Raw genomic sequence first — 12,560 nt, 5'->3', positions numbered from 1 at the left:
GAAACGTGTGTTTCGCTCTCCTTCGAGAGCGGGGCTGCGGCGACGCGCAGCAAATCCTTATCGGGCAACTTGCCGCCACTGGCTTGGCAGTGTCGATTTGCGAACGGAATTGGGCGCATGAGGCGGGCAGACGAGCACATCGAAGCCGGGGTCTGGCCCAATCCACCTCGGGGAGCCCTCAGGACAAGAGCCCCTTATGTTGAAAGTCCGAGCGGTAGAACTAGAATTCGGGATAATTAGCGAAGTCGCGGTGTGCCCTCTGCCGCCGTGTTGCAGTTTCTGCGGTCCGACTTTCAGGCCGGATTTGCAGCCGCATCGTCTTTGGGGCACATTCTGGGGCAAGCCGAAAACGCGCGGACAAAAAGTCCGTTTATGCTTTTGGCGTTTTTACAACAGTTATGTGGGCCTCCGCTCAACGACGTCGATCCCGAGGCATATTGGAAGAGACGCTACACGGGAACGGCGTCCGGCACATCGTATATGTTCTGGGTGACCTCGCTAAGCAGACGGTGATCAAGCAGGACCTGCAAAATCGTGCGTGCGGTCTGCTCGCAGGGGATGAGCTGGTTGGTGTGCGCGTCGAAATTCAGCCCCCAGCCGCGTGCGTTGCTGACTGCCTGAAGGGCTGGCAGAAAGTTCGGGTTCGCGTACAGTGCTTTCTGCTCGACCACGGCCATGCGTCGCAGCTGTATGGAGTTTGTGCCCACGTAGTCGACAAGCGGCTGCATGTTGGTGAACAGCCGCGAGAAGGTAGCATCCCGCTGCAGCTCGGCGAACGCGCGGACGTAGGCCTCGCGGTGATTCATCGCCGATTCGAAGGCGCGCTTTGCGGCGACAAAGATAACGCCATCCAAATAGTGAAAGTCGAAGTTCCTCTCGATCGAGAAACTCCTGTCCTCCACTGCCGACAGCTCGCCATTGTGAAAGATCATGTTGATATATTTGGCCGGATACTTCGTCTTCCATGTCGCAGACGAGCGCTTCACGGCGTAGACAGTCCGGCCTGCGTGCACGAACTTGACGACGTAGCCCTCCGCGCCGGTCAGGTCCTGGACTGACCGTGCGCTGCATTCCGGCTCCGGTCGGTCGACCTGCGCCTTGAGGAACTCGAAGTCATCCCCTGCGGCAGGCAGGGCAAGGCAACTGCTCTCGTTGGTTTCGGCGAGATAGGTGTAGGGTGCGAACTCCGTAATGCGAGTCATCTCCGTGACGATGACTTCCCGGAGCACGCGGTTCAGATTATCGTCCGTGCGTACGTAATACGCTGAAAATCGGCGGACGGTCGTACTCCGCTTGAAGACCCAAAGGTGGATGTCCGCATCTGCAAACTGAAAAGCCCTAAGGGCGTTGAAGGTCTCCTGCATTCTCAATCCCCGGCAACGTAAAAGTCCTGAATTGTTTCTGCGCGCTGGGCGCCGGCGTCAAGCTGCCCCTTCTTCAATATGCGGACCTCTCGCTCGACGCCGTTGATGACGATCGTTGCTTCGTGCAAGCGCCAGCCGAAGACGATCAAAAGCGGATTCATCAGAATTTGCCCCGACCGGTACGTAATCGCAAACATCCACAGCAAAAAGACGACGAAGCCGAGGAGCTTTTGCGAGTCGGCGTAGGTGATGCCCATGAACGACACAACGTACGGAAATGTATAGTTAATCAGTTCGTTAGAAATGGCCTTTGCGTGCGTGACCTGAATGGCGAACCTGAACGAGATCCGCCTTAGGAAGTGCCGGGTGGCCGCGACGGCGAGCATTGAAATGCAGGGGAATGTGAGCGCAAAAGCCGGGTGGTCGAATGGCAAGAAAACGCACCGGCCGTCGAGCAGTGCCTTCCTGCTGCAGAGCGGCTGCGCCCACCAGGACTGCGGGATGTCCTGCACGGCCAGGATGATCGTAAGCGGGAAGTACGATCCGATAAAAATGAAAAACCCCGTCAGTAACCTGAATTGCATACGTAGCTTTGTTATGCGCGCGATTAGAGCTGTTCGGCACCTACGTCGTTTGCGACGTTCAATCGAGCGTTCCTGCCTGACAGTGTGAATCTCGCCAATTTCTGCGGTAGCGCAAGCCTCGTTCGCGCGATTGCGAGGTCTCGTGCAGCTTATACAAGAAACGGAAGATATGCCAACGCTTGGCGATTATTTGCCAGCAAGCGGCACGGGCGCCAGCGCCGCTCGAGGAGGTCTAATTAGTCTAGAAAACCGTCCTGTAGATTTGCGCAGGCTGACTACACTACCGCAGTCACCCATACGAGGGGATGGCCGTTGCTTTTTGGCAACTGTTCAAAGCGGGCGGAGCACGTTCCCTTCGCCAAACGATATGGTGAAAACCGTCCAGCTTCGGGTGATCGGCGAACTGCTTGGTGGCATGTCCGTTCAGCCATGAGCGCCTCGCGCACGGGTTAACGTGTGTCCGCCTTTGAAATATATTGCCCCGCGCACCACCAGGGCCACTCCGACAATTGCTTTTTAAGCGGGCGGTTCATATAGCCCAAAGCGTCACGCATTTTCCTGAGCGACGCTTACCGGCCGCCCGTTTTCAACGCGGGCGGCCCGTCCGTCAAAACGTCGATCCGGTTAACTCCGTAGAACCCCACGAATTCTCGCGGTTGCTACGTCACAATCTCTAGACTAATATCCGCTAGCGCTTGCAAACTTTGGTAAGAATCGGTCGACCGCGGGTGCCTTTACGACGACCGACTCGGTTCGATCAGGCCCTGAAATGAAATCCCAGATGGTCGATAGCGTCGATGCTGCTTCCGCCTCGATGCAGCTTGGCGATACCGCCAAAGGCGACCTATTGCGGCTTCGGCCTGCCCAAGAGCACGATCGTCCTTTTCTGCAGGCCGTTTTCGAAACCACGCGCGCCGAAGAATTCGCGCAAATCGGATGGAGCCCCGAGCGCATTGCCTCGCTGCTGGCCGAACAATTTTCGATGCAGGACAGGTATTACCGCCAGCATTATCCCCACGGCCGCTTCGACGTGGTGACGTTGGGTGAAACCGCGGTAGGCCGCCTTTATCACTCGTGGCACGGCAGCGAAGCGCGGTTGATCGACATCGCGCTCATGCCCGCTCATCGGGGTGCGGGCATCGGAGGCCGGCTCGTGCGTGCATTCGTCGCGCAGGCGGCGCGCAAGGCGATGCCGGTGGTGCTTTATGTCGAGAGGAACAACCCGGTCCAGGGGCTGTATCGCCGGCTGGGTTTCGAGACGATCGGCGAGAGCGGCGTGTATTGGCAGATGCGCCGCCCCGCCGTGCCGTACGTCGATCCGAGCGAGGAGCCTGTAGAGGGGCTCGCGCCGGGCGACGCGAAGTAGCGCCGCGCGCGGCCTAGGCCGCCGCGGTTTGCGGCTCCCTTCGGTGAGAGCCGCCCGAATAAGGTTGCAACAACATAGACCAAGGCCGGCGGTGCCGGCCGCCAGCATAACGAATAACGAGAGGGGGCTTGCTTGCGGTCCATCCCTACCCATGAAGAACTGATCGAAGCGATCGGGGAAAGCTTCACGTTCGGCCTGGCCGACGGGCAAACCGTCGAGGCGGTGCTGTCGCACGCGCCGGCCGGCATTCCCATGAATGACAGCTTCGTCTGCTATGCGGCCACCTTCGAGTTGCCCGCGGGCGTTTTTCTTCCGCAGGAAATCTATCGAATCGGCTCGCCGGCCGGGCGAGCGTGGGATCTGCTCGCGACGCCCACGAAACCCACCGATGACGGGCGGTCGACGCTCACTGTCGTCGTGCATACGCGTGCCGCGAATTTCGCGAATGCCGCCGGTTCGCGGGACGTGACGTAAGGCATTTGTTTGATTATCGACAGGAGGCGTTAAAAATGAGTGATCCGTATGTCGGCGAAATTCGCATGGTGGCCTTTAACTTCGCGCCGCAAGGTTGGGCGCTATGCCAGGGCCAATTGCTCGCGGTCGCGCAAAATGAGGCGTTGTATTCGCTGCTCGGTACGTTTTACGGCGGCAACGGCGTATCGAACTTCCAATTGCCGGATTTGCGAGGCCGTACGCCTGTGGGCGCCGGTCAAGGCCTGGGGCTGTCGAGTATCAACCTCGGCGAGCAAGCCGGAACCGAGAACGTCCAATTGACAATCTCGAACATGCCGTCGCATACGCACTCGGCGACGGCCCAGCCCGGCACTGCGACGGGATCGGTCGCGCTTCCGGCAACGACGTCCACGGCTTCTGAGAACGAAAGCGGCGTACCGGGACCCAACGCTGTCTTGGGACCGGTCAGCTCCAGCGGCCGCCCGCTCGGCCTCTACAGTACCGCGACCGACAACGTGACCACGCTTAAGCCGTTCAATGTGTCGCTGCAGACGAGCGCCCCGGCGATAACCAACAGCCCCACGGGGAGCAACACTCCCGTCCCGGTGCGCAATCCGTACCTCGGGATCAACTTCTGCATCGCACTGCAAGGCGTCTTCCCGCCGCGCGGCTAAGAGCGTATGTGTGCCGCGCGAGCGGCACGCCTTTAAGGACACGAAGCGATGAAACTCGCCGCCCGCCTTTCGAAGATTCGCGCCGCGCTACGTGCGTCTCGAACGACATCCCGAAGGGAAGTCGCCGCGCTGCCGGCGCCGCTCATCGTCGCGCTCGAGCCGCGCATCGTCTACGACGCATCGGCTGCCTCGATCGGTGCGGCTGCCGTCGCGGCACCGCACCACGCGGACGCGCAAGCGCATGCGGCGAGTGTCGCGCGTGAGCCGGGGCAGAACGCGGGGGCGGCGTTCGGTATTTCGCCGGCAGCATCGACCGACATCGCAAACTCGTCCAATTCGTCGACGACGACGCGTGCCGTGCATGGGTACACGCCTGCGGTGGCCAACGAGACGGCGGCCGGGACGGGCGACGCACCCGCGATCCGCGCCATCCACGGCTTCACCGATACGGCAGCGCGCTCGACGGGTTCGCAAGTCGTCTTCGTCAATTCGAACGTCACCGACTATCAATCGCTCGTCGCCGGGCTGCCCCAGGGCACGCAGGTGGTCGTACTTGATTCGATGAAGGACGGGCTTGCGCAGATCGATCAATATTTGCAGCAGCATCCGGGTGTCAGTGCGATTCACCTCGTCTCCCACGGGTCCGACGGCAACGTGCAGATCGGCAGCACGTGGCTCAACGAAGGGGATCTATCGGCGTATAGCGCGCAGCTTGCGCAGATCGGCGCGGCGATGAAGCCGGGCGGCGACTTTTTGATCTACGGCTGCGATGTCGCCGAAAACGCGGACGGCAAGGCGCTGGTGCAGCAGATCGCCTCGATCACTGGATTGAACGTGGCGGCGTCGACGGATGCGACCGGTGCGGCCTCGCTCGGTGGGGACTGGGCGCTCGAATACGATGTCGGCACCGTCCGTACGCCGGTGATTTTTTCGCAGGCGGCGGAGCAGCAATACAGCGAGTTGCTGGGCGTCGCCGATGAAACCTACGACAGCCAAGTCGGCTTCGTGACAAGCGGCGGGGCGGCCGGCGTCACGTCGTTCACGCTGGACGGCATCACTTACACGATGGATCAGGCTTCGGAGTTCGCGGTCGACACCACGACAGTCAACCAATTCGGACCGCCGCCTCTGAGCACAAGCGCAACCGATGGAGTGCTGTTCGGCAACGTGCAAGGCACCTCGTTGAAGTCGATGACGATGACGCTGGCGAACGGCGACAGGATGGCGGTGGAGAATTTCGACATCGATATCAATTCGCCGTCGATCGTGGCAGTTGAGGCGCTCGACGGCGCCGGGAATGTCATCGACAGTGTCACGCTCGATACGTCGCAGAACGGAAACAGTTCGGTGTTTCATGTGGACCTGTCGAGCAAGTCTACGTTTGCCGGCATCAAGAGCCTAAGGATCATCGAGACGGATTCCGCGTTTCTCACCCCAACGCTCAACAACTTCAGCTACGTCGATCTCTCTTCGCCGCCGGCCTTGACGGCCAGCGGCGGCAGCACCGCTTTCGTCGAAGCCGACAACGTCGCATCCACGCCCGTTACGGTCGATGCCGGAATCACTTTGACCGATAGCGTCGCGGGCGCTGCGAAGCAGGGCACGGTCATGATAACGAGCAACTTCGCGAGCGGGCAGGACGTTCTGAGTTTCTCGAACACTAGTGCCTCGACATTCGGCGATATCAGCGGCACATACAACGCTTCCACTGGCGTGCTGACGCTGACGTCGACGAGCGGTACCGCCACGATCGCGCAGTGGCAGAACGCATTTCGTGCGGTGAAGTACACGGATGCGGCGGTGACGCCTAGCACGTCGACGCGCACGGTCAGCTTTACGCTGACGGACGACGCCTACTTCTCGAGCAGCAATACGGTGACGAAGAACGTGACCGTCACGGCCACCGATCAAACGCCGATCGTGACGACGACAGGCGGTACCACGACGTATTCCGACGGCGCTTCCCCCGTGACGATCGACAGCGGCGTCCACGTGAGCGACTCGGACAACACGACGCAATCGTCGGGGACGGTGTCGATCAGCGCGGGCTTTCATAGCGGCGACACGCTGACTTTCACGAACAACGGTTCGACGATGGGCAACATCGTAGGCTCGTACAACGGGGCAACCGGCGTGTTGACCTTGACGTCGTCGGGCGCGTTAGCCACCGATGCGCAATGGGCGGCTGCCTTGTCGGCGGTGTCGTTCTCGAGCACGGGTACGCCCTACGGCAGCCGCACGATTTCCTTCGCGACGAGCGACGGGACCAAGACAAGCACCGCGGCGACGGACACCGTCAACGTCGTGAATCCGGTGCAACTGACGACCGATTCCGGCTCGGCCGGTTTCGTCGCCGGCGACAACACGGCCTCGACGCCGGTCGCGATCGATGCGGGCATTACGCTGAGCGATACGGCGACCGGTACGCTATCGACGGCGACGGTGGCGATCACGGGCGGCTATGCCGCCGGCGAAGACGCGCTCGCGTTTACGAACGACGGCTCGACGATGGGCGACATCAGCGCGTCCTACAACGCGGGAACGGGCGTGATGACGCTGACGTCGGCGAGTCACACCGCAACGATTGCGCAATGGCAGAGCGCGCTTCGGTCGGTCACCTACACCGATACGGCGGTCACACCCAACACCGCGACCCGCACGATCGGTTTCTCCATCACGGACAGCCTGGCCAACACGAGCTCCACGGCTACGCGGACGGTGACGGTGACGGACACGGACCAGACGCCGATTGTTACGACGACGGGCAGTACGACGACCTATGTGGGCGCGTCGGCGGGGGTGACGATCGACGGCCACGTCACGGTGTCCGATCTGGACAACACGACGCAGACGTCCGCCACGGTGGCGGTCACCACGGGTTTCCATGTCGGCGATGTACTCAGTTTCACGAACGACGGCGCGACGATGGGCAACATCCAGGCGTCCTACAGTTCGGGGTCGGGCGTGCTGCTGCTGTCTTCGATCGGCAGCACCGCCACGAATGCACAATGGGCCAGCGCGCTGAGCTCGGTCACGTTCTCGAGCACCAGCACGACATACGGCGATCGCACGATCTGGTTTCAGGTGAACGACGGTACCAAGAACAGCACGCAAGCGGCGGATACGATCCACATCACGGCGCCGCCGAAGATCACCACGGATTCGGGGTCGGCCGCGTTCGTAGCCGGCGACAACGTCGCCTCGACGCCCGTCGTCATCGACTCGGGCTTGACGGTGTCCGACGGTAGCGCCACGACGTTCAGCACGGCCACCGTCGCCATCACGGGCGGTTTCCATTCGAGCGAAGACGTGCTCGCGTTCACGAACGACGGTGCGACGATGGGCAACATCGCCGGTTCGTACAACGCGGCAACAGGGGTATTGACGCTGACGTCGGCAAGCGACACCGCAACGCTGGCGCAGTGGCAAAGCGCGCTGCAATCCGTGACGTACACCGATACGGCCGTCACGCCGGACAATACGACGCGCACGATCAGCTTCACGGCGGTGGACACCGCAGGCAACACGAGCGCCACGACCACGCGCACCGTCTCGGTGACGGACACCGATCAGACTCCGGTCGTGACGACGACGGGCGGCACGACGAACTATGTCGCCGGTAGCGCGCCCACGACGATCGACGGCGGTATTTCGGTTACCGACCGCGACAACACGACGCAAGCGTCGGCGACGGTGTCGATCACAACGGGCTTCAATACTAGCGACGTGCTCACGTTCGCCAATACGAACTCGACGACGTTCGGCAACATCGTCGGCTCGTACAACTCGACGACAGGCGTGCTGACGCTGACGTCGTCGGGTGCGGTCGCCAGCGACACACAGTGGTCCAACGCGTTGAGCGCGGTAACGTTCGGGACGGCCGGGAATGCACCCCCGGGCAACCGCACGATTTCGTTCACGACGAGCGACGGCACGAAGACGAGTGCGGCAGCGACCGACACCGTTGACGTGCTCGGGCCGCCGACGATCACGACCGACTCGGGCTCTGCGGCGTTCGTCGCCGGGGACAACACGGCATCGACGCCCGTGGCGATCGATTCAGGGCTAACTTTGACCGATGGCGTGTCACCCACGCTGGCTTCCGCCACCGTCGCGATCACGAGCGGTTTCAACAGCGGCGAAGACGTGCTGGGATTCAGGAACACGAGCGCGGCGACGTTCGGCAACATCGCCGCGTCGTACAACGCGGCCACGGGCGTGCTGACGCTGACTTCTTCGGGCGCCTCGGCGACACTTGCACAGTGGCAGGCGGCCCTCGATGCCGTCACCTACACCGATACGGCCGTCACGCCGAATAATGCGACGCGCACGATCAGCTTCGCCGCGGTCGATACCAGTGCCGTCACGAGCAACACGGCGACGCGCACGGTGACGGTCACCGACACCGATCAAACGCCGATCGTCACGACGACGGGCGGGACGACCAACTATGTCGGCGGCACGTCGGCTGCGACGATCGACGGCGGTATTTCGGTTACCGACCGCGACAACACGACGCAATCGTCGGGGACGGTGTCGATCACATCCGGCTTCCACAGCGGCGACACGCTGACGTTCGTCAACACGAGCTCGGCGACGTTCGGCAACATCGTCGGCTCGTATAACGCGGCGACAGGCGTGCTGACGCTGACGTCGTCGGGTGCTGTCGCAAGCGACACGCAGTGGTCCAACGCGTTGAGCGCGGTGACGTTCTCGGCGGGTTCGAGTGCGTCCCCGGGCAACCGCACGATCTCGTTCACGACGAGCGACGGCACGAAGACGAGTGCGGCGGCGACCGACACGGTAGATGTGCTCGGGCCGCCGACGATCACGACGGACTCGGGCTCTGCAGCGTTCGTTGCCGGGGACAACACGGCATCGACGCCCGTGGCGATCGATTCAGGGCTGACTTTGACCGATGGCGTGTCACCCACACTGGCTTCCGCCACCGTCGCGATCACGGCCAACTTCCATAGCGGCGAAGACGTGCTGGGATTCAGGAACACGAGCGCGGCGACGTTCGGCAACATCGCCGCGTCGTATAACGTGGCCACGGGCGTGCTGACGCTGACTTCTTCGGGCGCGTCGGCGACGCTTGCGCAGTGGCAGGCGGCGCTCGATGCTGTCACCTACACCGATACGGCCGTGACGCCAAACACTGCGACGCGCACGATCAGCTTCGCCGCGGTCGATACCGGTGCCGTCACGAGCAATACGGCAACGCGCACAGTCACAGTCACCGATACCGATCAAACGCCGATCGTCACGACAACCGGTGGAACGACGAACTATGTCGGCGGCACGTCGGCTGCGACGATCGACGGCGGTATTTCGGTTACCGACCGCGACAACACCACGCAATCGTTGGGGACGGTGTCGATCACATCCGGCTTCCACAGCGGCGACACGCTGACGTTCGTCAACACGAGCTCAGCGACGTTCGGCAACATCGTCGGCTCGTATAACGCGGCGACGGGCGTGCTGACGCTGACCTCGTCGGGTGCGACCGCCAGCGACACGCAGTGGAACCACGCGTTGAGCGCGGTGACGTTCTCGGCGGGTTCGAGTGCGGCCCCGGGCAACCGCACGATTTCGTTCACGACGAGCGACGGCACGAAGACGAGTGCGGCAGCGACCGACACGGTGGACGTGCTCGGGCCGCCGACGATCACGACGGACTCGGGCTCTGCGGCGTTCGTCGCCGGGGACAACACGGCATCGACGCCCGTGGCAATCGATTCCGGGCTGACCTTGACCGACGGCGCGGCGCCGACTTTGGCTTCCGCCACCGTCGCGATCACGCAAAACTTCCATAGCGGCGAAGACGTACTGACATTCAGGAACACGAGCGCGGCGACGTTCGGCAACATCGCCGCGTCGTACAACGCGGCCACGGGCGTGCTGACGCTGACTTCTTCGGGCGCCTCGGCGACACTTGCACAGTGGCAGGCGGCCCTCGATGCCGTCACCTACACCGATACGGCCGTGACGCCAAACACTGCGACGCGCACGATCAGCTTCGCCGCGGTCGATACCAGTGCCGTCACGAGCAACACGGCAACGCGCACGGTGACGGTCACCGACACCGATCAAACGCCGATTGTCACGACGACGGGTGGGCCGACGAACTATATCGCCGGCACGTCCGGCGTGACGATCGACAGCGGCATTACGGTCAGCGATCGAGACAACGGGACGCAAGCGTCGGCGACCGTCTCGATCACGGGCAACTTCCACAGCGGCGAGGATGTATTGGCGTTCACGAACGGCAACGCCGCGACGTTCGGCAACATCGCCGCTTCGTACGACGCGGCCACGGGCGTGCTGACGCTGACTTCGGCCGGCGGCACAGCCACCGATGCCCAGTGGGCGAACGCCCTTAGCGCCGTTACATTCTCGACCAGCGGCACGCACTTCGGCGACCGCACGATCTCGTTCACGACGAGCGACGGCACGAAGACGAGCGCCGCGGCAATCGACACGATTACCGTGCTCGACAAGCCGCACGTCGTCACCGATTCGGGTTCAGCTAACTTCGTAGCAGCCGATGGCACCGCCTCGACGCCGGTCGCCGTCTCGCCTCATCTCACGCTCTCCGATGCCAGCAGCGCGACGTTGACGTCGGCCACCGTCGCCATCACGGGCGGCCTCCATTCGGGCGAAGACGTGCTTGCGTTCAAGAACGACGGCGCGACGATGGGCAACATCGCTGCTAGCTACGACGCGACGACGGGGGTGATGACGCTGACGTCAGCCGGCGGCACCGCCAAGCTCGCGGAATGGCAAGCGGCGCTCGCGTCGATTACCTACACCGACATGGCGGTTACGCCCAATACCGCCACGCGCGTCGTCAGCTTCACGGTGACGGACGGCAATGGCGCGGCCAGCGACGCGCAAACGCGCAACGTGACGGTGACGGACACCGATCAAACGCCGGGCTTGAGCATCGGCGGCAATGTGACGTTCACCGCGAGCGGGATCGGCTCGACGCCGGTGGCCGTGGCCCCGCAAGTCACGCTCAGCGATCGCGACAACACCACGCTCGCGTCCGCGCAAGTTTCTATCGGCAGCGGGTTCGACGCAGGGAACGACTTCCTCGTGCTCCTCGACAACCCGGCGACGATGGGCAACATCAAGGCGAGCTACAACGCTTCCACCGGGGTGCTGACGTTGACGTCCGCCGGAGCGACGGCCTCGCTCGCACAATGGCAGAACGCGCTGCAATCGGTCGTGTTTACCGATGTATCCCTTAGCGCGGGCAGCAGCCGCACGGTGACGTTCACGATCAGCGACGGGGTGAAGACGAGCGCGGTCGCGTCCAATACCATCACGATCGTCAACCAGCCGCAGTTCCCGCCGATCTTGCCGCCGCCCACAACCACGACCGACTTGCCGGCAACGACGACGTCGTCGTTCGACGGCTCCGATGCGACGTCGCCGCCGGACGTGCTCAACGAGTTCGCTCGGCCGCAGCCGATCGGTGCCGTGCCGCTCGTGCAGACGATGACGTTCGCCGATCCGAACGCGCCGGCCGGGACCTATTCGCTCTCCGGCACGACGGTGCCGGGTTTCGACATGGCCGGCTTCGACGTGGCGCTCGCGGCCGCGCCCGGAGTCGCGCCTGCCGATTCGCCGATTCCACTGCCCGACATCTCGTTCGACATGGCGCCGGACGACCCGTTCTCGATCAGCGTCGCGACGCTGCTGCCGCCATCCGAAGCGATGCAAGGCGGCTCCGACGTCACGGTCCAACTCGCCGACGGTCGATCGCTGCCGGGATGGATCCATTACGACGCGGCGAACGGGGTATTGCGCGGCAAGCTGCCGCCGGGCGCGGAGAACGTGCGCATTGTCATCGAGACGCGCGATGCATCGGGCCATGAAACCCGTCGAGAAATCGTGCTCGCTCCGCATGACAGGCATGGCGGCTCGCACCACCACCAGCGCCATGTTTCCCATTCGAAGGCACCCGGCCACGCCGCGCTGACCGAGACGACGCGTACTGTCGCCAATGCGGCGCGCCCCATGGGCAAACCTTCACTCGATCAACAATTCGCGCAGGCGCGCGCGGCATTGCACGTGTCGCGTCCCGGTGACGCCGCGCATCGCGTATGAGTTA

At 63.0% G+C, this 12,560-nt stretch carries 6 protein-coding genes; 4 read left to right on the top strand and 2 right to left on the bottom strand.

Annotated elements, in window-relative coordinates:
• Positions 1-449: 449 nt before the first annotated feature.
• Both AB4Y31_RS08335 and AB4Y31_RS08330 read right to left on the bottom strand, forming a co-directional pair.
• The gene (locus tag AB4Y31_RS08335; protein WP_368673553.1) at positions 450-1,364 is read right to left on the bottom strand and encodes a DUF4868 domain-containing protein; all 915 of its coding nucleotides are present in this window, start codon (positions 1,362-1,364) and stop codon (positions 450-452) included.
• Positions 1,365-1,366: 2 nt separating this feature from the next.
• The gene (locus AB4Y31_RS08330) at positions 1,367-1,948 is read right to left on the bottom strand and encodes a hypothetical protein (RefSeq protein WP_368673552.1); all 582 of its coding nucleotides are present in this window, start codon (positions 1,946-1,948) and stop codon (positions 1,367-1,369) included.
• A gap of 769 nt (positions 1,949-2,717) precedes the next feature.
• On the opposite strand from AB4Y31_RS08330, the gene AB4Y31_RS08325 reads away from it, so the two are divergent.
• The 4 genes from AB4Y31_RS08325 (at position 2,718) to AB4Y31_RS08310 (ending at position 12,556) form a co-directional block, all read left to right on the top strand.
• On the top strand, positions 2,718-3,314 hold the full coding sequence (locus AB4Y31_RS08325) for a GNAT family N-acetyltransferase (RefSeq protein ID WP_368673551.1): 597 nt from the start codon (positions 2,718-2,720) through the stop codon (positions 3,312-3,314).
• 132 nt (positions 3,315-3,446) lie between these two features.
• Positions 3,447-3,788 (top strand): hypothetical protein, encoded by a 342-nt coding sequence (locus AB4Y31_RS08320; protein WP_368673550.1) that lies wholly within the window; start codon positions 3,447-3,449, stop codon positions 3,786-3,788.
• Positions 3,789-3,823: 35 nt separating this feature from the next.
• A complete protein-coding gene (locus tag AB4Y31_RS08315) occupies positions 3,824-4,441 on the top strand; it encodes a phage tail protein (protein ID WP_368673549.1) in 618 nt (205 codons plus the stop codon).
• A gap of 48 nt (positions 4,442-4,489) precedes the next feature.
• Positions 4,490-12,556: a DUF4347 domain-containing protein gene (locus tag AB4Y31_RS08310; RefSeq protein WP_368673548.1), complete on the top strand. Its 8,067-nt coding sequence runs from the start codon at positions 4,490-4,492 to the stop codon at positions 12,554-12,556.
• The last annotated feature ends 4 nt before the right edge of the window (positions 12,557-12,560 follow it).

This window comes from Trinickia sp. EG282A (genome assembly GCF_040965455.1).
Classification (GTDB): Bacteria; Pseudomonadota; Gammaproteobacteria; order Burkholderiales; family Burkholderiaceae; genus Trinickia; species Trinickia symbiotica.
This window is presented reverse-complemented; position numbering and strand designations above follow the sequence as displayed.

Bases quoted from the DNA above. Each gene is read 5' to 3' on its own strand.
- AB4Y31_RS08335 (WP_368673553.1), bottom strand. From the start codon at position 1,364: ATGCAGGAGACCTTCAACGCCCTTAGGGCTTTTCAGTTTGCAGATGCG.
- AB4Y31_RS08330 (WP_368673552.1), bottom strand. From the start codon at position 1,948: ATGCAATTCAGGTTACTGACGGGGTTTTTCATTTTTATCGGATCGTAC.
- AB4Y31_RS08325 (WP_368673551.1), top strand. From the start codon at position 2,718: ATGAAATCCCAGATGGTCGATAGCGTCGATGCTGCTTCCGCCTCGATG.
- AB4Y31_RS08315 (WP_368673549.1), top strand. From the start codon at position 3,824: ATGAGTGATCCGTATGTCGGCGAAATTCGCATGGTGGCCTTTAACTTC.
- AB4Y31_RS08310 (WP_368673548.1), top strand. From the start codon at position 4,490: ATGAAACTCGCCGCCCGCCTTTCGAAGATTCGCGCCGCGCTACGTGCG.